The organism is Halotia branconii CENA392 (assembly GCF_029953635.1).
GTDB classification, from domain to species: Bacteria; Cyanobacteriota; Cyanobacteriia; order Cyanobacteriales; family Nostocaceae; genus Halotia; species Halotia branconii.
Map to the genome: position 1 here is coordinate 6745913 of NZ_CP124543.1, position 21083 is coordinate 6766995.

The 21083-nt window shown below is 44.2% G+C and carries 18 protein-coding genes and 2 pseudogenes; 19 read left to right on the top strand and 1 reads right to left on the bottom strand.

Annotated elements, in window-relative coordinates; all coding sequences use genetic code 11:
- Window positions 1-42 precede the first annotated feature (42 nt).
- The 16 genes and pseudogenes from QI031_RS29610 to QI031_RS29685 all read left to right on the top strand — a co-directional run bounded on the left by QI031_RS29610 (window position 43) and on the right by QI031_RS29685 (window position 13117).
- Window positions 43-663, top strand: coding sequence for an FMN-dependent NADH-azoreductase (locus QI031_RS29610; protein ID WP_281483113.1), 621 nt, complete (start codon window positions 43-45; stop codon window positions 661-663).
- Between the two features lie 231 nt (window positions 664-894).
- Window positions 895-1086: a helix-turn-helix domain-containing protein gene (locus tag QI031_RS29615; RefSeq protein WP_281486156.1), complete on the top strand. Its 192-nt coding sequence runs from the start codon at window positions 895-897 to the stop codon at window positions 1084-1086.
- A 283-nt stretch (window positions 1087-1369) separates the two neighbouring features.
- Complete coding sequence (locus QI031_RS29620; RefSeq protein WP_281483114.1) at window positions 1370-2125, top strand: glucose 1-dehydrogenase; 756 nt, start codon at window positions 1370-1372, stop codon at window positions 2123-2125.
- Window positions 2126-2225: 100 nt separating this feature from the next.
- Window positions 2226-2951, top strand: coding sequence for an alpha/beta fold hydrolase (locus QI031_RS29625; protein WP_281483115.1), 726 nt, complete (start codon window positions 2226-2228; stop codon window positions 2949-2951).
- 49 nt (window positions 2952-3000) lie between these two features.
- Complete coding sequence (locus tag QI031_RS29630) at window positions 3001-3177, top strand: hypothetical protein (protein WP_281483116.1); 177 nt, start codon at window positions 3001-3003, stop codon at window positions 3175-3177.
- Window positions 3162-4427: a condensation domain-containing protein gene (locus QI031_RS29635; RefSeq protein ID WP_281483117.1), complete on the top strand. Its 1266-nt coding sequence runs from the start codon at window positions 3162-3164 to the stop codon at window positions 4425-4427. Before QI031_RS29630 ends, QI031_RS29635 begins: the two co-directional genes overlap by 16 nt.
- 481 nt (window positions 4428-4908) lie before the next feature.
- Complete coding sequence (locus QI031_RS29640) at window positions 4909-5448, top strand: cupin domain-containing protein (RefSeq protein WP_281483118.1); 540 nt, start codon at window positions 4909-4911, stop codon at window positions 5446-5448.
- Between the two features lie 57 nt (window positions 5449-5505).
- Window positions 5506-5937, top strand: coding sequence for a nuclear transport factor 2 family protein (locus tag QI031_RS29645; protein ID WP_281483119.1), 432 nt, complete (start codon window positions 5506-5508; stop codon window positions 5935-5937).
- 74 nt (window positions 5938-6011) lie between these two features.
- On the top strand, window positions 6012-7070 hold the full coding sequence (locus tag QI031_RS29650; protein ID WP_281483120.1) for an FAD-binding oxidoreductase: 1059 nt from the start codon (window positions 6012-6014) through the stop codon (window positions 7068-7070).
- A gap of 167 nt (window positions 7071-7237) precedes the next feature.
- Window positions 7238-8605 (top strand): IS4 family transposase, encoded by a 1368-nt coding sequence (locus tag QI031_RS29655; RefSeq protein ID WP_281483121.1) that lies wholly within the window; start codon window positions 7238-7240, stop codon window positions 8603-8605.
- A 410-nt stretch (window positions 8606-9015) separates the two neighbouring features.
- Window positions 9016-9798, top strand: coding sequence for an alpha/beta hydrolase family protein (locus QI031_RS29660; RefSeq protein ID WP_281483122.1), 783 nt, complete (start codon window positions 9016-9018; stop codon window positions 9796-9798).
- Window positions 9799-10055: 257 nt separating this feature from the next.
- Window positions 10056-10553 carry a cupin domain-containing protein gene (locus QI031_RS29665; RefSeq protein WP_281483123.1) on the top strand — a complete coding sequence of 166 codons (498 nt, stop codon included), beginning with the start codon at window positions 10056-10058 and terminating at the stop codon, window positions 10551-10553.
- 35 nt (window positions 10554-10588) lie between these two features.
- Window positions 10589-10810 (top strand): ester cyclase, encoded by a 222-nt coding sequence (locus tag QI031_RS29670; protein ID WP_281483124.1) that lies wholly within the window; start codon window positions 10589-10591, stop codon window positions 10808-10810.
- An 88-nt stretch (window positions 10811-10898) separates the two neighbouring features.
- A complete protein-coding gene (locus QI031_RS29675) occupies window positions 10899-11819 on the top strand; it encodes an NAD(P)/FAD-dependent oxidoreductase (protein WP_281483125.1) in 921 nt (306 codons plus the stop codon).
- 364 nt (window positions 11820-12183) lie between these two features.
- A pseudogene (locus QI031_RS29680) lies at window positions 12184-12627 on the top strand (hypothetical protein); the annotation flags it as partial.
- 97 nt (window positions 12628-12724) lie between these two features.
- The gene (locus QI031_RS29685; protein WP_281483126.1) at window positions 12725-13117 is read left to right on the top strand and encodes a CmcJ/NvfI family oxidoreductase; all 393 of its coding nucleotides are present in this window, start codon (window positions 12725-12727) and stop codon (window positions 13115-13117) included.
- A gap of 46 nt (window positions 13118-13163) precedes the next feature.
- Here QI031_RS29685 and QI031_RS29690 read toward each other — a convergent pair whose 3' ends face one another.
- On the bottom strand, window positions 13164-13361 hold the full coding sequence (locus tag QI031_RS29690) for an NblA/ycf18 family protein (protein ID WP_281483127.1): 198 nt from the start codon (window positions 13359-13361) through the stop codon (window positions 13164-13166).
- A 473-nt stretch (window positions 13362-13834) separates the two neighbouring features.
- On the opposite strand from QI031_RS29690, the gene QI031_RS29695 reads away from it, so the two are divergent.
- The 3 genes and pseudogenes from QI031_RS29695 (at window position 13835) to QI031_RS29705 (ending at window position 20875) form a co-directional block, all read left to right on the top strand.
- A complete protein-coding gene (locus QI031_RS29695; RefSeq protein WP_281483128.1) occupies window positions 13835-14065 on the top strand; it encodes an EF-hand domain-containing protein in 231 nt (76 codons plus the stop codon).
- Between the two features lie 212 nt (window positions 14066-14277).
- Window positions 14278-14563, top strand: a pseudogene (locus tag QI031_RS29700) (ISKra4 family transposase); the annotation flags it as partial.
- A gap of 393 nt (window positions 14564-14956) precedes the next feature.
- Entirely contained in the window at window positions 14957-20875 is a 5919-nt protein-coding gene (locus tag QI031_RS29705; RefSeq protein WP_281483129.1) for a trifunctional serine/threonine-protein kinase/ATP-binding protein/sensor histidine kinase, read from the top strand.
- Window positions 20876-21083 lie beyond the last annotated feature (208 nt).

The window sequence follows — 21083 nt, forward strand, 5'->3', positions numbered from 1 at the left end:
CTTACTGTCTAAATGGCAATTGTAATTTCTGGTTGAGGCAATATGGCAAGCATTCTGCATATTGATTCAAGTCCGCGTGGCGATCGCTCCAAATCTCGCAAGTTGGCAAAGGAGTTTATAGTTGCGTGGCAAGACTTACATCCTGATGACGCGATCGCCTATCGTGATTTAAGGCAAACGCCAGTTCCTCACGTCACCGAAGACTGGATTGCGGCTGCCTTTACTCCACCAAAAGCACTGACTCCAGAAATGGCTGAACTGCTGAAGTTTTCCGATGAGTTGGTGGATGAGTTTTTGGCGGCCGATCGGTGTGTGTTCAGCGTGCCGATGTACAACTTCAGCATTCCGTCCAACTTCAAAGCATACATCGATCAAGTAGTTCGTGTGGGTCGCACATTCACGGAGGAGGATGGTCAAGTCAAAGGACTTGCGAACGGTAAAAAAGTGTTGTTTATCACATCACGAGGCGTTGAATATGGAGCAGGTTCTCCTTATGAAGGATGGGATTGTCAGGAACCTGCGCTTCGGTATGCTTTTCAATTCATGGGTGTGACTGATCTTCAGTTCATTCATGCCAATGGTCTAGATATGGGAGACGAGGCACAAAAACGGGGGCTAGACGAAGCACAATCTAAAATTCAAGAATTAGTTAATAGTTGGTAGCGCCAGCCAGCTAACAAGTCGATGAAACGGACAATTGAGAGATTTTGGTTGTGATGCAAAGGTTTTCTGCCGCCGCCTATCTTGGTCGTTAGTCGTTCATCTGTTGCGATCTGCAATGCTAAGTCGGCATATATCATCACACATGAAAACAGAAGTTTAACTCGCGCCCAGTTGCAGCAGGCGATCAATTATATCCAAACGCATTTGAGTCGAGATCTATTGTTGACTGAATTGGCAAGCGTCATCAATATCAGCCCGACTTACTTCGCGAGTGTATTCAAACAAGCAATGGGAATTTCGCCGCATCAGTACGTGATTCAACAGCGCGTGGAACAAGCAAAATTAATGTTATTGAAAACGGATTTAGCGATAACCCTTCAAGATAGCTTCGCTTACCGCGGACATTGCCTTACAAGTCGGTAACTCTTGCCAAAGTCATTTGACGCAACAGTTTAAGCACTTGACTGGAATGATACCGTTTCACTTTAAAGTTGATACATTTGGGCAAGCAGGGGAAGCAGGGGAAGCAGGGGGAGTAAGAAAAGTAATTTGTATCAATAATTTCGTGAAATGGTATGACTCCGCGCGCAGGTTCGCTAACACGATAAGAATCTGATAAGGCATCATAAGAATTTGAAAGAAGTTAAGCGTTGAAACTCGGTACACTTCAGATCAATACAATAAGAGTGATGCTGAGAGAAACACAATGATACTTCAAGATAAAGTGGCTTTAGTCACTGGAGGAACATCGGGAATTGGTCGAGCAACTGCGATCGCCTTTGGTGCTGCCGGAGCAAAAGTCGTGTTCTCAGGCAGACGCGACACAGAAGGTGAAAAAACCGCCAAACTGATTCGCGAAACGGGCGCTGAATGTTTATACGTCCATTCCGATGCCTCGAATGAGGAAGATATCAAAGCGTTAGTACAACAGACAGTTGAAACTTACGGACGGCTCGATTGTGCCTTCAATAATGTAGGTCATGAGGGACTGATTAAACCCCTGCACGAACAGCCGATCAAGGATTTCGACAAACTGATGGCGCTCAATGTGCGCGGACTATTTCTGTGCATGAAGTACGAAATTCAGCAAATGTTGTCTCAAGGATCTGGAGTGATTGTGAATAACTCCTCAGTTGTAGGCTTGTTTGGATTTCCAGGAGGCTCTCCTTACAGCGCCAGTAAACATGCCGTCATGGGGCTAACGCGATCGGCAGCATTGGACTACGCTAGGCAGGGCATTCGGATTAATGCGGTGAATCCTGCAAACATTGCGACTGAGGGACTCGATCGGGCCTATAAGAAACTGGGCATCACGGCTGATGCTATGACACCGATGGTTCCGATGGGTCGCATTGCTCAGGCAAAAGAAGCCGCTCAAGCGATTGTGTTTCTCTGCTCTGATGCTGCCAGCTACATCACAGGACAACCCTTAGTCATTGACGGTGGAATCACAGTGAGTTGATTTTTGATTGTTGATCGTGGACTCACAGTGAACCGATCCATTTCAAAAGAGAACAAATGGGCTTGATTTTCAAATCGCATCTATCTAAAGGAGGGATTCTATGTTAACTTTTGTCTTAGTTCATGGCTCATGGCATGATGGCTCTGCTTGGAAAGCAGTTATCGAGCATTTAGAAGCAAAAGGACATCAGGCTTTTGCTCCCACGATCGCTGGACATGGAAAAGGCGTGAATAAAAATGTTAACCATGCTCAATGTACGCAATCGATCGTTGATTATATTGTTAGCAAAGACTTAACGGATATCGTCCTATTAGGACATAGCTTCGGCGGAACTGTTATTGCGAAAGTTGCCGAAGTGATTCCCGATCGCATTCGACGGCTGATCTTCTTCGCTGCGTTTATCCCCAATGATGGCGAAAGCCTCAATGATAACGTTCCATCGCGCTCTCAAGCGTTATTCGACCAGCTAGCGAGCGAATCGGATGATCGTACGGTGATGCTACCTTTTGAGATTTGGCGAGAAGCGTTTCTCAACGATGCTGACCTCGACTTGGCTAAATCCAGTTATGCACAATTATCATCAGAACCCTATCAATCGATGATTGACAAGTTGGACTTGAAGCGGTTTTACGCGCTGCCGATTCCCAAAAGTTACCTCTACTGTACGGAAGACACTGCTTTACCGCAAGGCGAGTGGGGCTGGCATCCCAAAATGTCTAGCCGCTTAGGGCAATTTCGGCTCGTGCAAATGCCCGGTAGTCATGAGGTGATGTTTTCTAACCCTATCGGTTTAGCTGAAAAGATTATTGTGGCAGGACGTGACTAGCAACACTATTACTGATCGGGTTTGCATAGAAAGGCAGGAGGAATTTTAAATGGCAACAAAGGTGAATCGGCAGTGGCGGCTTGTCTCGCGTCCCATAGGTTTGATTGCAGAATCGGATTTTGAATGGAGGCAGGAACCCGTACCCACGCTAGAAGAAGGACAAATCCTCGTCCGTAACATTTATCTGTCGAGAAGCAATAGGAGTCCCGCATGGAACGGTATTTAGGTGCATTTGAACATTTATATTGGCTCTACAACCAGTTTTATTCGATAGATTTTGCCACCGTTGCGAAACTTCAGGGACAGTTTAGTTGCAAGCAACTTTCGACGGTGCTTAGGCAAGTTCAGCAACACCATCCGCTGCTCCGAGTCCGCATCGCCACTGACGCGATCGGACAGCCTAAATTTGTCGAAACCGACGACGAGATTCCGCTGCGGCTGGTCGCGAGAAAAGACGATCGGCACTGGCAAGCAGAACTCGAAGTCGAACTGGCTCGCTCATTGGATTGGCAGGTTGCACCCTTACTGCGAGTTGTGCTGCTGCAATCGGGGGCTGAATCCGAACTGATGATTATTTGCCATCATGCGATCGCAGATGGGCTATCTGGCGTTTATCTCGTGCGAGATATTCTCCAAGGGTTAAAAGGCAAAATATTTGAGCGATCGGACTTTTCTGCGGCATTATCGCTTGAATCAGCCATTCCTGGTATCGCACCCTTAAAAGAAGCAACTGTTAAGCCCAAAGACTATCTACCACCCCCGTCTCGTCCTCCCCAACCTCACATTCACACCGTTGTCCTCTCTCTTGAACTCACCCAGCAACTGATCCAACACAGTCGAGCCGAACACACAACCGTACACGGTGCAATCAGTGCGGCGTTCTTGCTCGCGCTGACTCAGCAAGACGTTAAACTCAGCGATGTGATGCGATGTTCACATCCTGTCAATGCACGATCGCAGCTATTTTTACCGATGCCAGATGCAGTTGGGTTGTATGTTTGTTTGCGGATGACGACTCATTCCCTTGAGGCGGATTCCGCATTTTGGGATGTTGCTCGCTCGGTCAAATCTCAACTCTCACAAATCGACACTGCCCAGCAGTTAGTCGAGGAGCGCCAACTTCGACAACCTATGATGGCGAATCTCACCGATGCCACCGCCTTTGTTGAAGAAGTGCGATCGCAATATCTCTGTCAACTGACCGTCACAAATCTCGGTCGCATCGATATGGCTCAACAATACGGTAATATTCGGATTGAAGCACTCCATGTCCCTATTCCCGCATCAGGTGTGGATCTAGGGCAGATTGTGGGAGTTGCGACCTTGGGCGATCGCCTCGCCCTCACGCTTTCATCTACACCACTGATTGATGTGGATCGGGCCCAAAGCGATCGGGCTGCAACTGCCTTTTTATCGGCAGGAGTGAAGCTTTTAGAACTTGCAGTAGTACAGGAAGTTGCATCCGAAGTTGCTTAGCCCACATAATGTAACATTCTGAAGTTACAATCTTTTGCATTTCATTAGCCCTGTTTTGTCACTTTGGGAGAAGCCAATCTTTAAAAGCCTTTCAGAGTTATAATCTTCAGGGTTAGGCTACAAATTTTAGTTACTGTTAGAAAATAAAGGCTCAAAGCTTTATTCAATCAAAGTTTCAGAATCTTGCTTCGATTATTGTTTTCCGAGAGTGACACAAGAGGGTTAGTCACAAATTCGCGCTTCACCATAAGAATTTGACAAATTATTGTAAGAATCTGAAAGAAGTTGGGCAATGGAAGTCATTACGATTTAGATAGAAACAACCAAAATAATTGCACCCAGACAGTATCGCAAATAGAGCAATATACAACTGCCAAAGACTTGTACCACACAGATTGGAGTTGCTACAAACCCAATTGCGATCGCCTATGGCGGGCGGGTACGCCATTGCGACAGTCACATTAATATTGGAGATCGAGTCATGAACCAAACAGCAGATTTCTTCGTTCGTAGCGCAGTCCTGGAAACGACCCGATCTTATATGGGCGGTCTGTTGACTTTTCTCGCAACGTCTGCCGAGACTGGAAACCGCTCCTTTCTTCTAGAGGTGCGGACGGTACCGGGAGCAGAGCCACCGCCCCATCTACACTATGAACAGGATGAAGTGTTTTACATTCTAGAAGGTGAAATAGAGGTGTACTGCATGGGTCAGGTGAGAATAGCGCGGGCGGGCGAAATGGTCTTCCTCCCCCGAATGCAGGCGCACGCATTCTACTTCCTCTCGCCCACCCTCCGGTTCCTCGCTCTGGTGCAACCGGGAGGCATAGACGGATACTTTGAAGCCATGTCAACTCCAGCGACCAGCATGGAAATCCCGGCAAACGCAACCACTTACGCGGACTCCGATTCTGCTGCCGCAATCGCGCTGGCTGCCAAGTACGGAGTCAAGATGCTGACCCCGGAAGAAACAGCAAAACTGCTGCCACAATACCCCGGCTTCGGGGTGCCGCGATTTGGTTAGAAGCAACACAATCCTAGTCATAAATAAACTTCAAGTCAATCGATGGAGGATAATCTAATGCAATCAAAACTAAATACAATCGAGGACATTCTTGATGCTCACTTAGCATTAATGGCTACAGATACCGAAGCCTGGGCAGATCTACTCGCTGAAGATGTCATTGTGGACTTTCCGTATGCACCTTCCCTTGGTAGGTCAGGACGATTAGAAGGCAAATCTGCCGCATACAACCATGTCAAAACAGCACTCACTCAAATGCAAAATTTGACATTCTCCAGTGTGCGTAAATATCCAACGACAGACCCAAATGTTCTCTGGGCTGAGCTGCATGGATCGGCTCTAATTCCTACTACGGGTCGTCGTTATGAACAAGATTATGTCGTTCGACTAAAAGTCAAAGATGGCAAGACTGTCTACTACAGGGAATATTGGAACCCTATTGCTCTCACAGATGCCTTCGACAGCACCCGAAATTTTACTGCCGAGTAATTAGGTGAAGTTATTGCGGTTGAATCACACTTCAGGGATGTGAAGTTGTAGAGACGACATGGGAAGGAGAAACTATGACAATTACGCCTAGTCAGAACAGGACTTTGTTCAACGATCTTGCAGCACTACTCACAGGGCAGCTTGTTCTGCATGAGGACGCTGGCTATGAACAGGTGCGCCAACTCTGGAATGGCAGAGTGAAAACCCGACCCGCCGCGATCGCTCGTTGTTTAACTGTAGAAGATGTCATTCATACCGTTCGCTGGACGCGAGCAAACGGTTTGCCACTTTCGGTTCGAGGGGGAGGACACGACTTTGCCGGACGAGCGCTGGCTCAGAATGGTGTCGCGATCAATTTGTCCCAGATGAAAGCTGTCACCATCGATCCAGACAAGCGCACAGCCCATGTTCAAGGTGGAGCAACAGCAGGCGACCTGATTGAGGCAGCAGAGAAATATGGGTTGGCAACCACTACAGGAACCGCCTCCCTTGGGATGTCTGGATTTACCCTAGTACTCTGGCAAGTCAACTTTGCTGGGTTAATGGGAAAAAAGTCCAGTTCTTTTCTCCCCCTGCTTCCTCTGCTTCCCCTGCTTCCCCTGCTTGCCTCCACCCGTCATTTTTGGGTTGACAAACCACTAGGAGGAGGCTATAGCCCTCTGACAGGGGCTTATGGACTGGGTGTTGATAACCTGCTATCCGCACAGGTCGTCATTGCCGACGGGCAACTTGTGACCGCAAACGCCCAGGAAAATGCAGACCTGTTTTGGGGACTGCGCGGCGGCGGCGGCAACTTTGGCGTTGTCGTCTCCTTGGAGTATCGCCTGCATCCCCTGACAACGGTGCTATCGGGTATGTTGTTCTATCCTCTGGAGCAAGCTAGAGCAGTGTTTCGCCAGTTCAACGAGTTCATCGCCATAGCACCCGATGAATTGACGATTCAATTTGGGTTCATCCAAACGCCAGAGGGTCAGACGGTTTTGTTGCTCTCACCGACATATTGTGGTGCGCCGGAAGCAGGCGAGGCAGCGATCGCTCCTCTGCGGACATTTGGCACACTGCTGGTCGATCGGGTGCAACCCGTCACCTATAATGGAATGGCACTAAGAAAAGCTGTAAGGTATGTGAGATAAGGATTACAGCTTTTAATGCCAGGGAGCGGAGTAATGGCATAGATTACTGCGATCGCTCTAGGAGAGATGATGTAGGGTTGCCCAAAAAGTTTTTGTAGGTAGAAAAAGCTTACTCGTCTGTGAAATACTTTTTTTGAGACGAGCAAGCGAATACGATAATTACTACTGTGACACTACGAGTACAAATCCTCAAGGACAAATTGAATCAAAGTTTAGGGCTACCTTTTAAAGAATTATTGCCAGAATCTGCAATTAGGCAAACAATCTCTGATTTAAAGATCAAATACAAAAAGCGATTATTTGACCCATTTATAACGTTGTGGGCATTTTTATCTCAAGTTTTAGATACTGATAAAACTTGCCACAATGCTGTGAGTAAGATAATTGCACATTTGGCAGAATCAGAGGTAGAAGTTCCCTCAACAGATACAAGTGCATACTGCCAAGCAAGGTCGAGATTACCAGAAAAATTATTGGAGAAACTCTTCAATTATTCAGCACAAAATTTAGAAGAGAAAGTGACACAAGAAAACTTATGGTGTGGTCGGAATGTGAAAGTGATAGATGGCTCGACTGTCTCCATGCCGGACACTGTAGAGAATCAAAAAGAATACCCTCAACCTAGTAGTCAGAAACCTGGATGTGGATTCCCAATTGCCAAAATTGGGGTGATATTCAGTTTAGCTACAGGAGCCGCTATTGCATTATGTATCGATGTTCTGAACACCCATGATATTAAATTAGCAAGGAGGTTGTACAGTTTTCTCAAACCAAATGATGTGCTTTTAGGGGATAGAGCGTTTTGCGCTTACGCTGATATGTTTGCTATTAAACAACTTGATTGTGATGCCGTATTTCGTAAGCATTCATCTCGCACAACAACCATGCGAAAAGGCAAAATCGTTGGAGACTGTGACAAGCTTGTTACTTGGTATAAACCTAAAAGATGCCCTTCATGGTTGAGTAAAGACGAATTTGATGCTCTACCTCCTTCAATAATTGTACGAGAAATTTACTACTACATTGTAATTCCTGGTTTTCGTACTGCAAGAGTCAGTTTAATCACTACTTTATTAGATCAAGCAATTTATCCGACCTTAAAAATAGTTCAAATCTACTATCAACGGTGGCAAGTTGAACTCGATTTAAGACATTTGAAAACTACTCTAGGTATGGATGTTTTGCGATGTAAAACCCCTTCAATGGTACGCAAAGAAATTCATGTTTATTTACTTGCTTACAATTTACTTCGGAGCTTGATGTGGCAGGCTGGGACTACTTATAATACCCCTCCAAGTCGTTTATCGCTACAAGGTACTCGCCATCATTTAATTAATTTTATTCCCAAATTCGAGGTTGCTGACTCTAAAAAACGGCTTAGACTTTATTGCACTTTGCTAAAAATTATCGTTCACAAAGAAGTTCCTGACCGTCCCGCACGCACTGAACCACGAGTTATTAAACGCCGCCCCAAAGCTTACCCCAGATTGACCAAACCCCGGCAAGAATTACGCAAACAATTGCAGAATGCTTAAATCACAAGCCTTTTAGGTTTTCTTAGTGCCATTCACCTATAATGCTCTGATTCATCGAGCAGAGATCGCCCCGAAAGGTCGCCAATCGAGATAACCTGCTGCAAGCTCCTGATTTTAGCCAGTTGATCGCAATCGATAACTTTGACGGTGGTGCTGACTGGACAAGACTCAGGGATTTTGGAGCGTATGAGCAAAACAACAACCCTGATGGGCAAGATGTCGTTAACAACCTCTATGATTTGCTCATAGAGGACAATACAGCCTATGTGGTGGATGCAGGTGCGAACGATTTACTCAGTCAGCGAGCCTTTGGCAGCGAACTGACTCTAGAAACAGTCTTTCCAATTATTTATACCACGACCGATCCGCTCACGGGTGAATCAGTGGTGCGGCAGCCTGTCCCCAATTCAATGCCGGATCAACTGCCGATCGCGCTGATGCTGCAAGGTGCTTTGGTCGATAAAGCAGACTATTCTAACTATGCCCAAACAGTCGCCAGCTATGGATTTGTGGTCGTGGTTCCTAACAATCAGCGGACGGTAACCCCACCCAATGGTGAAACGGTGACGGGTCTACTTTCTGAGCAAGGACAAGTGAACGCGGTGCTGGAGCAGATGAAAGTGGAAGATGCCGATCCGACTTCACCGATTTTTGAAATTGCCGATACCGAAACACTAGGACTCCTGGGACACTCGTTTGGCGGAGCCGTCGGATTAGGCGCAACACAGGATGAGATTTGCATACCCGGAATTTGCTCCCAAGACTACACAATTCCTCCAGAGTTGCAGGCAGGTATTTTCTATGGCACTAGCTTTCGCGATCGGCAAACTGGAGAATTTTTGCCCATCGATAACGAAGGAATCGCCGTCGGGCTGATTCAGGGCAGTTTGGATGGCGTGATTCCACCGAGCAATAGTCAAACAACTTACGATCGCATTCTCAACCCGCCCAAAGTCTCAGTTACCGTAGAAGGTGCGAACCACTATAGCATCACAAACGTTGACAACCCTGAGCGGGAGCCAAACAGACCCACATTAGGCCAGACCACGGCAACTGAGACGATTGGACGCTGGAGTGGATTATTTTTGCGATCGCATCTGCTCCACGATCGAGGTGCATTTAATTATATCTACGGCACTGGCGACAATCTCGATCCGAATGTGAGTGTGATTAGTCAAACTCCAGTGTATTAATTCATTCCTAGCCAAAGTACAGGAAACTGAGGAATATAGAAATCATTTGATATAGACATTCTCCTCTGAAGTTTATGGATTCCGATCGTGTTGGTGTTGACGGGTGGACGATAACGCATTGAGGCAGAATATCGATCATTGCTGTGATCGAGTGAATTTGAACTGACGCAAGTGATTCCGACTTCCTCAATGATCAGCATCATTGAAGCGGTGAAGCTCTAAGTTCGTTTGGAATACAGCAATTCTAATTCTGTCTCATGAACGACTACCGCGCTATTACACATTCACTCAATAAGAGCAATTTTATGACACAATCTTTCTGGCTTTTTGGTTCTTGCCTCACCATCCTTGCTGATCGCACCACAACCGACGGACAGTACGATCTAATCGAAGGTTACTTTCCACTTGGTACACAGACTCCTCTCCATCGCCACACTCGCTACTTTGAGCAACTCTATGTGCTGGAAGGAGAGCTCACGGTTTGGGCAGGTGAGAAAAAGGTTGTACTCAGCAGGGGTGAAAGCTTCTTGATTCCGGTTGGCACACCCCACGTCGTTGCCGCGATCGGTGATCAACCTGCTCATGGATTAGTGATTGCTGCGCCCAGTGGCTTTGCTCAGTTGATTGCCGTAACGGGGACGCAAAATAAGGCAGAAACACCTGACATGGCGCTGTTTGCTAGCATTTCTGCCGAGATTGGCGACGAGATTTTGGGGCCGCCCGGAACCTTACCCTCCGCTGCCACAAAAACGTAGTAAGTCCATTGCAGATAGCCAAGGAGAAACCTTTAATGTCATTAGAACAAAACAAAGCCATTGTCCTCCAATTCTACAAAGCTGTTAACCAAGGAAATTTAGAGCAAGCCAAGGAGATGCTTGCTTTGAACATTGTTGTTCATATAATGACGGGATCGGTTATCCGCAGTAGTGATAACTTTTTTGAACACCTACAGATGGCGCGCTCTACGTTCCCAGATGTTTACTACACGATTGAAACTGACACTAGCGTTTAACTGCGTCATTAGCCAGTAAGAAAACAGGGAGTTGAACAATAGACGGCTCACGGCTCACTGAATCGGTGTAGAAGAAATTAGGAAAAAGATGATGAACCAAAACAAAGAGATTTACGATTGTGTCATTGTCGGTGGCGGCTGTGCCGGACTCAGCGCGGCACTCCTTTTGGGCAGAGGTCGCCGTCGAGTATTAGTCTGCGATAAAGGCAATCCACGCAACGCTTCTGCCCACGAGTCACACAGTTTTTTCACCCGCGACGGTATCAGCCCGCACGAACTTTTGAACATCGGGCGCAACCAACTCAAGCCCTACAAAAGCGTCGAATTTCAAACGATCGGGGTCAAGGAAATCAAACCATCCGGCAACCAATTTGACGTTGTGTTCGAGGATGGCACAGTGGAAAAATCACGCAAAATTTTGCTGGCTTTCGGGGTAATTGATGAATTTCCAGATATCGAAAACTTTGGTGAGTTTTGGGGTACAAGCGTTTTTCATTGTCCGTATTGCCACGCTTGGGAAGTGCGCGACGAACCGCTTGCCGTTGTCGACAATGGTGAAACTGGCATCGAAATGGCGGCGCTACTTAAAAACTGGAGTGCCGATTTAGTCCTCTGCACCAACGGCGAAGCCGAGCTAACCGCCGATCAAAGGAAACTGCTGGAAAACCATAAAATCATTGTCCGTGAAGAGAAGATTACCCGACTCGAAGGCAATAAAGGACGATTGGAAACCATTATTTTTGAAACGAGCGAAAAAATTGAGTGTCACGGAATGCTGATACGACCAAAGCAAAAGCTTCGCTCAGACTTAGCTGAAAAATTAGGCTGTGAGTTGAATGAATTCAATTTAATCAAGACTACCAATGTTTTTAACGAAACCAGCGTCAAAGGCGTTTATGCGGCAGGTGACATCACTTCACCCATGCAAGCGATCGCCGTTGCTGTTTTTCAGGGTAGCGCTGCCGCCAGCGGCTTAAATTACTCCCTGATTGCGGAAGACTTCGTCTAAATCAAGGTGGTTTCTACCTTTATCAATCGTTATTGATAGGGAATAGCTTCCTTTGCGTGCTTGTTCAAACACGCCATAGGGATTTCACCACACCAGTACATGATTCAACAACGAGTGGAACGGGCTAAATTGATGCTGTCGAAAACATATTTTGCGATACGCCTTTACGCGTTAAGCTTCGCTTATCGCAGACATCGCTTTCCAAACTGGGTTCTGAAGAATCAGAAAATTTGAACTTTTGAGTTGGAGTCAGGAGACAAATTTATGTTAAAGCAAAACTTAAGGATGCATATTTTTTGGTGGATTTTAGTTTCTAGCGTCAATATTTTACTTTTAGTTATTTTTTACGAAACAATATACTTAAATGACATTTCCACTTTTGTTTGAAGTTTATAAACCAAAACAAAGATTATTAGAATCGAATCTCTATCAAACCAAACCAGAAATTGCGGCCTCTATGATTAAAAATCTTCGTCAAAAGGGGTTTAAATTCAAGTTGGTACTAGCGGATAGTTTATACGGTGAGCAGCGCGTTGGGCGACTTTGCCGACTTGAAGCGACTGCGAACCCGGAGGGTGAAAGCGAAAGTAATTTTGTGAGTATATTGTGTCAATTAGAACTAAATTTTGTAGTAGCGATTCGGAGTAATCATGGAATCTGGCTACCACAGGGACAGAAAGTGAGGCATAATCGTTGGCGACCATATAACCGTATATTTTCAGATGGGACGCAAGAAAAAAGGTATATTCGAGAAATAGTATTTGGCAAGCGTCGAGATACTCAATATTGGCAAGTTACTACTGACCCAGATTGCTAATTCTGTTCGGAGTCATTGGGGGATAGAAAATTCATTGCATTGGAGAGGCAGCGCGTTGCGGGGGTTCCCCCCGTTGTAGCGACTAGAGTTGACCTTGAGGGGGGTAGATAACATTGATGAATTGCTACAGCAAAGGTTTGCTTTGATTAACCTTTGGCGAGCGATCACTCCGGTTTATGAGTCACTATTAGCAGTGTGCCACGCTCTTAGTATCGCACCAAAAGACTTCGTAGCTAGTGACCTTGTGTGCCGGGATTACGTTAGTGGAAGCTACTTAATAACCTATAACCCAACACATCAATGGTTCTACTTACCCCAAATGCAACCCTCAAAAGCACTATTGTTTAAGTGCTTTGACTCAAAAGAAGATGGACGGGCGAGGTTTGCTGCTCATACTGGGTTTGATGATCCAACAAGCCCACCGGATGCCCCAACTAGGGAAAGTATTGAATTGCGGGCGCTGGTTTTCTATCCTACATGACGAGGGCTGGTATCCTCGACTGCGACTGCACTATTACATACTTGCTTTACCTAGATACAGCATCTGAATTACGTTTCCACTCCTGTTTGAGCAATTCTTGGTAAGTCTTTTCCCTCATCATCATCTGCTGGTACAGCATGGGCAAAAACTCTTTAGCTTGTTCACCAGACATCTGCTGCACTTGGTCAGCAAAAACTCTCAAGCTAAATTCTTGTTCTAAAGATAATTCAATGGGATAGTTCATAGTTGATTCAATCGCCCAACTGGGCGAAAACTAGAAGGATTATACTGATTAGATTGGTTTCAAGTATTTTTCTATTACTGCTGTCAGCAGTCGTACACTCATTGACACTTATTGTGTAGGATTATTTTGTTTACTAGTGTCGAAATCTGAGTGTTAACTTCTATTAACTAGTATAACAAAATTTTTACAAAATTCAAATAACAGCAGATCGGTATTCTCTACTTGCGAGTGTGTATTTCTCTAAGCTCTACACGTTGCATATTAAGGCGATACTCTATGTTAGAAAGAAAGCGCGTCTATGCCGATTTATTTTCAACGTTAGATTTAAACCCTGTAACCCACAGCGTACACCCAATATAAGCTTCAGCGATAGCCATTTTTATGTCTAAAGATACAAGTTTATTTAATTTTGAGAGATTGATCAGAGATTAATGAGATATTAAGTTGAAAAATGGTTCTTCAAATAGAAACTTATGGCAACCGAGCAAGAGCTTCAATCTCTCTTTAATACCTTAGATACCAATCAAGATGGTAAAGTCTCGATTAATGAGCTTTTTTTAAGCCCTGGTTTAAGTGCGATCATCTCAGCAGAAACAGGTGTGAGTAGTCCCCAAGAATTAATAGCTACGCACGGCAATGAAGACGGTAGTATTACCTTTGAGCAGTTAAAGAGAGTTGTTCAAGAAACTGGAAATCTAAATTAAGAATCAAAAAACAAGGGTATCTTACTCCCTACTACCCTTATTAACCCTTCCAAGATACCTTGAGAAGGCTTTTGTTGTAGGTAGTTTTTGGTGGGTGCTTGATTAATTCTCTTAATTTTATAGTTAAAGTACCTCAAGGGGGAGCATCCCAGTTTTTTGCAAAGAAGGCGAAAATTAGTCAGGATAGGTAAGACGAGTATATTGATCTACCGATGACCCCAGAACAAAAGCAAGCTCTTCAAGAACATATTCAGGCGATGCCTTCGGCAAGCCGCTAAAGCGTCTACGCTAAAATATTGTACGAAGATACGTCAAAAGAAAAGCTCACAAATCTTGCAGGAATTGAAGAAGCAGTGCGGAGTCAAATGCAAAAGCACGTTATGCCAGAAGTAGGGGTTTTTTATCGAAACGGTTACAGGGACAATCGCAGGATACCAGCGAAGACTCAAAAGCATCCTTGGAGAGTTACCAATCACGAACAAACAAGCCATTGAATTACTCTTAATCTTTTGTTAAGAAAGATGCGACTAATGCATAGATTCGAGAAGACATTGAATGGATGTTGTCTTGGTCGCCTTGTCAAGATTACGACGCTTGCGACGAATGGGCAATACACAACTTTCAAAACTGGCACGGCATTCATATAGCCAAATTACCTAAATCCTTGTATTTGCCATCAAACTGCCAGAATCATGCCAGAAATTCACCTTAATTCTGCCGTTGAAATACCATTATTTGAATCTATTATCAACAAGCTAAAATTGTTGAGAAAACTTAGTGTATCAGGGGCGAGTTATGCAAGCGTTGATGGGAATACTAGCAGAGTGTAGATGCAATCTGCATGGCTTTTTAAAGAGAAGCAAAAAGCAACTTTTATGAGAATACATATAAATGGCTACACAAAACACCAGCCCGATCATTCCTGGATATCAAATTAGCTCTCAACTGTATGCAGGCTCCAGAACCAGAGTATATCAAGCTATTCGAGAGCGAGATAGACTCCCAGTCGTCATCAAACTTTTGACCTCAGCATATCCCAACTTCAACGAATTACTACAATTTCGCAACCAATATACCATTAGCAAAAATCTCAACATTCCCGGAATCATTCATCCCTTATCATTAGAACCTTATGGCAATGGTTATATTTTGGTAATGGAAGATACGGGAGGAGTAGCTTTAGGAGAATACATTCAAACCACTACTCTTTCTCTGGTAGAACTTTTAACGATCGCCATTCAATTAACTGATATTCTCCACGATTTACACCACAACCGTGTTATCCACAAAGACATCAAACCTGCCAATATTCTCATTCATCCCCAAACAAAACAAGTTCAACTGATTGACTTTAGTATTGCCTCTCTGTTACCTAAAGAAACCCAAGAAATTAAAAATCCCAATGTCTTAGAAGGTACACTTGCTTATATTTCTCCCGAACAAACCGGCAGAATGAACCGAGGCATAGACTACCGTAGCGATTTTTATGCACTGGGTGTGACATTTTATGAATTATTAACCGGAGAGTTACCATTTACCTCGGATGACCCGATGAAGTTGGTACATTGTCATATTGCTAAAATGCCTACGGCATTAGGGAACAGGGAACTCTTAACAGGGAACAGAGCAGGCATTCCGCAGGTACTTTCTGATATTGTTATGAAGTTGATGGCAAAAAATGCCGAGGATAGATATCAAAGTGCGTTGGGATTAAAGCATGATTTAGCAACTTGTTTGGCGCAACTTAAAGATACAGGAGAAATTAGAGATTTTGCGATTGGCAAGCGGGACGTGTGCGATCGCTTCTTAATTCCCGAAAAACTCTATGGACGAGAATCAGAAGTTGCTACCTTGTTGCAAGCTTTTGAGCGTGTCGCCAATGGCACAGCAGAAATGATGCTGGTAGCGGGATTTTCTGGGATTGGTAAAACTGCCGTCGTCAATGAAGTTCACAAGCCCATTACCCGGCAGCAGGGGTACTTTATTAAAGGTAAGTTCGATCAATTCAATCGCAATATTCCCTTCTCTGCTTTTGTGCAAGCTTTGCGCGATTTGATGGGGCAGTTGTTGTCTGAGTCTGATGCACAATTGGCCGAGTGGCAAAGCCAGATTCTAGAAGTTCTGGCAGACAATGGCCAAGTTATTATTGAGGTGATTCCAGAACTAGAGCGAGTGATTGGCAAACAACCGCCTGCGCCAGAACTGTCGCCAAGTGCGGCACAAAATCGGTTTAACTTATTATTCCAAAAGTTTATTGCCGTCTTTACCACAGCAGAACATCCCTTAGTGATGTTTTTAGATGATTTGCAGTGGGCAGATTTAGCTTCCCTACAATTAATTAAACTGCTGATGGAAGATCGGCGTTATCTGCTGTTGTTAGGGGCTTATCGAGATAATGAAGTACAAGCTGCCCACCCGTTTATCTTGACGGTGGAGGAACTGAAGAAAGCTGGAAAGACTGTCAATACAATTACCCTCGCCCCCCTGACTTTGAGTGATACGAATCAGTTGGTTGCTGATACCTTGCATTGTACGACCGAGCGAGACTCCTTTGGAGTCGCTTCGCTAACGCTTCCCCTGACAAAATTAATCGATCGCAATACTCAAGGTAATCCCTTTTTTCTCACCCAGTTTCTCAAAAGCTTACACGAAGATGGGCAGATTACTTTTAATTGCCATCAAGGTTACTGGGAATGCGATATTGCCCAAATTAAGGCACTATCTCTTACCGATGATGTGGTGGAATTTCTCACCTACCAGTTGCAGAAATTACCTAACAAAACGCAAAATGTACTGAAGCTAGCCGCTTGCATTGGCAACTGTTTTGATTTAAAAACCTTGGCGATCGTTTCACAGCAATCTCCAACCAATGCGGCGACAGCGTTATGGAAAGCGTTGCAAGAGGGCTTGATTGTACCAACCAGCCAGAGTTACAAGTTCTTTCAAGCAGAGAATAGCGAACTTGATTCCCAAGCAAGGGTTGACGATCGCGGTGTCAATTTAACTTATCGCTTTCTGCATGATCGCATCAAACAAGCTGCTTACAAGCTAATTGCGGAAGATGGCAAACAAACAACCCATTTGGCGATCGGTCAATTATTACACGCTAGTACACCTGAAACTGAACTAGAAGCAAATATCTTTGAAATTGTCAACCACCTGAATATAGGTATTGACTTGCTCGTTCAGCCTGAGAAAAAACTTGAGTTAGCCCAACTGAATTTAATCGCAGGGCGCAAAGCAAAAGCGGCGGTTGCCTATAATGCTGCTGTCAACTACTTCATCCAAGGCATTGATTTACTACCTTCTAATACCTGGACAGTACACTACGAATTGACCCTGAATTTGCATCACGAGCGTCTGGAAGCTGCCTGCTTGAATACAGACTTTGACAAGCTAGCAGTGTGGGGTGACATTGTGTTGCAATCTGCTACTTGTTTGCTGGACACCATCAAAGTCTATGAAACCCGAATGACGGGATTTCGGTCTCAAGGTCAATTTGCCAAAGTAGTTGAGACTGGGTTGCAAGTGCTGAAATTACTCGGCGTGGAATTTCCCGAACAACCGACTATGGCAGATATTAGCACAGCAACCCAACAGACAAGGCAACTATGGATGGGGCGCGCACCCTTAAGCTTGCTGGATTTACCTGTAATGAGCGAGCCGCATCAACTGGCAGCCATGCAAATAATGACTACACTAGTCTCTTCTGCATTTATTGGTAAACCGACACTGTTACCACTACTCACATCTAAGCAAGTGGAGATGGCTATCGGGTTTGGCAATTCATCTTTTGCTATCTCTTCCTATGCAGACTACGGCATGACTCTTTGTGGTTTGATGGGAGATATTGATGCTGGGTATGAATTTGGGCAACTTTCATTAAAGTTACTAGAACAATACCAGATCGACGCTTTTAAAAGCAGAGCTTATTTTGTTGTCAACAGCTTTATTCGGCACTGGAAAGAACCATTAAATCACAGTATCCCATGTTTACTAGAAGGTTATCACAGCGGCTTAGAAACCGGAGATTTGGTATGCGTGGCGTTGAACCTAGTGTCATATAGTCAATGTAGCTATTGGAGTGGTCGAGAATTAAATGATTTGGCTAAAGAAATGGAGACTTATCGGCAAGTCATCAGCCAGGTCAAACAAGAAGCAACGATAAAATATCTAGATTGTTACCTGCAAGCAATTCTCAATTTATTGGGACAAGCTGAAGTTCCCTATTGTTTGCAGGGCAAAGTCTTCAATGCCGCCGAAATTTTGCCCAGCTTACAAGCTGTTAGCAATCGCACGGGGTTATTCTATCTTCATTTCAATCAAGCTGTTCTGTGTTATTTGTTCGGAGAATACCAAACAGCCTCACAACAAGCAGCCTTAGCAGAACAGTATAGTAATGCTATAACTGGCTATTTTGTCGCAGTTGTCCGAGTTTTTTATGATGCTTTAATTCATCTAGCACGCTACACCGATGCTAACGCTGATGAACAATCAGCTATTTTAGAGCGAATCAATGCCCATCAAGAAAAACTACAAACTTGGGCTACTCATGCTCCATTCAATCATCAACATCGCTGTTCACTTGTGGCAGCAGAACGCTATCGAGTGCTTGGTGAATTTGCTGAGGCAATAGAACATTACGATTTAGCTATTGCCCAAGCCAAAACATACGGTTATGTGCAAGAAGAAGCACTCAGCAATGAACTGGCAGCTAAATTTTACCTCAGTTGGGGCAAACAGAAGGTAGCGGCAGGCTATATGCAAGAAGCTTACTACTGTTACGCTCATTGGGGCGCAAAAGCCAAAACTGAGGATTTGGAAAATCGCTACCCCAATTTACTGCACGTTATTCTCCAGCAGGGAGTACAACCTCTGAATGTACTGGAAACGCTATCACAGAACGCTACTCAGCTTTCAGTTCATAGCTCCACTGATTTGAGCCGTGACTCTAGCATCAGCATTAATACTCTCGATTTTGCTGCTATCCTCAAAGCCTCTCAAAGCCTCTCTGGTACGATTCAATTAGATGAACTGCTGTACCAACTGACTCAGATTATTCTCCAACATTCTGGGGGCGATCGCTGTGCCTTAATCCTACCTAATAGTCAAGGAGAATGGCAGGTGAGAGCCATTGCCACACCCGAAACCATAAAACTGTATTCCCAACCCCTAGAAAGCAATCCTGACTTACCTCTCAAGTTGATACACTACGTCAAAAATACTCAAGAAATTGTGATGATTGACGAACTCAAAACTAATTTACCTGTAATCGATGAGTATTTACGTCAACGACAACCAAAAAGTTTGCTGTGCTTGCCGATTCTCAATCAAGGACATTTAATTGGAATTTTGTATTTGAAGAATCGCTCCACCAGTGGTGTATTTACGAGTAATCGCATCCTCATTCTCAACTTTCTTTGTATCCAAGCGGCGATTTCTCTGGAAAATGCCCGGCTGTATCAAGATTCACAAATTTATGCTCAACAGTTAGAACAATCTCTAGAAAAATTACGACTCAGTGAAGCCCGCTTTCAAAAACTGGCAGATAATGTTCCTGGCATGATTTATCAGATCCGCATTAAAGCCGATGGTTCAGCTTCAGTACCCTACGTCAGTTCTGGGTGTCAAACTCTTTACGAAGTCCCAGCAGAAGATTTCCTCTCAGGGAAATATAGCCTGCGTGATTTTGAACATCCCGACGATGGAGCAGAGGCCTTTCGGGCAGTTATTGAGTCAGCACAAAATCTTACCCCATTTCAACATGAGTGGCGCATTGTTACACCGAATGGGAATATCAAGTGGGTAAAAGCTGCTTCTCAGCCAGAACGCAAAGAGGATGGTGAAATGGTATGGGATGGAATGCTAATTAATATTAGCGATCGCAAACGTGCTGAAGCTGCAATTGAGCAAAAATCCCAGGAACTTGAAAAAGCTCTACAAGAACTACAAAAAGCCCAACTACAAATGGTGCAAAATGAAAAAATGTCTGCACTAGGTAACTTAGTTGCTGGGGTAGCCCATGAAATGAACAATCCTCTTGGCTTTATTTCTGCAAGTCTTGTACAAGCTAAACCTACTTTGGCTGACATCACCGAACACCTGAAACTATATCAAAAAACTTTACCCAATCCCCAGGAGGAAATTATCGATCATGCTGAAGAAATTGACTTAGATTATAGCTTAGAAGACTTCCCGAAGATGATCGATGCAATGGTGATAGCTTGTGACAGATTGAAAAATATTAGCACCAGCTTAAGAACTTTCTCTCGTGCCGATAAAGAATATAAAGTGCTATTTAACATTAATGAAGGTATTGATAGTACAATTTTAATTCTCAAACATCGCCTCAAAGCTAACGAACAACGTCCAGAAATTGTAGTGATCACTGAGTATGCTAATTTATCACCAATTCCATGTTTCCCTGGACAATTAAATCAGGTATTTATGAATATTCTGGCTAATGCTATTGATGCTTTAGATGAATCAAATACCGAGCGTAGTTTTCATGATATTCAAGCAGATCCTCACAAAATTATCATTAAAACTGCAATTGAAAACCATAATTTAAAAATATCGATTGCTGATAATGGTAAAGGAATGAGTGAAGATATAAAAACACGTATATTCGACCATTTATTTACCACCAAAGCAATTGGCAAAGGTACAGGATTAGGACTAGCTATTTCTCGGCAAATTGTGGAAGAAAAGCATGGCGGAATAATTGAAGTTAATTCTGTTTTAGGAGCGGGAACGGAATTTGTAATTTCCATTCCCGCTGTAGATGAGTTTATTAAACTTCATTCGTGAAACAATGATTTAATTTCTTCTAGACTTTGCAGGTTCTTGGTCAGGGCAAACGCATCTAAAATATAAGAATCCTTTAATAGCAAGGGTTTCAGCGTTTTTAACTTTAGCCTATTTTTTCTTCAATATTCTTACACAGCAAGGGTTTCAGAAATACCATTATACGTATCTATAGCGTTACAGAAGACACTGCTAGCATTTATGGCCAACT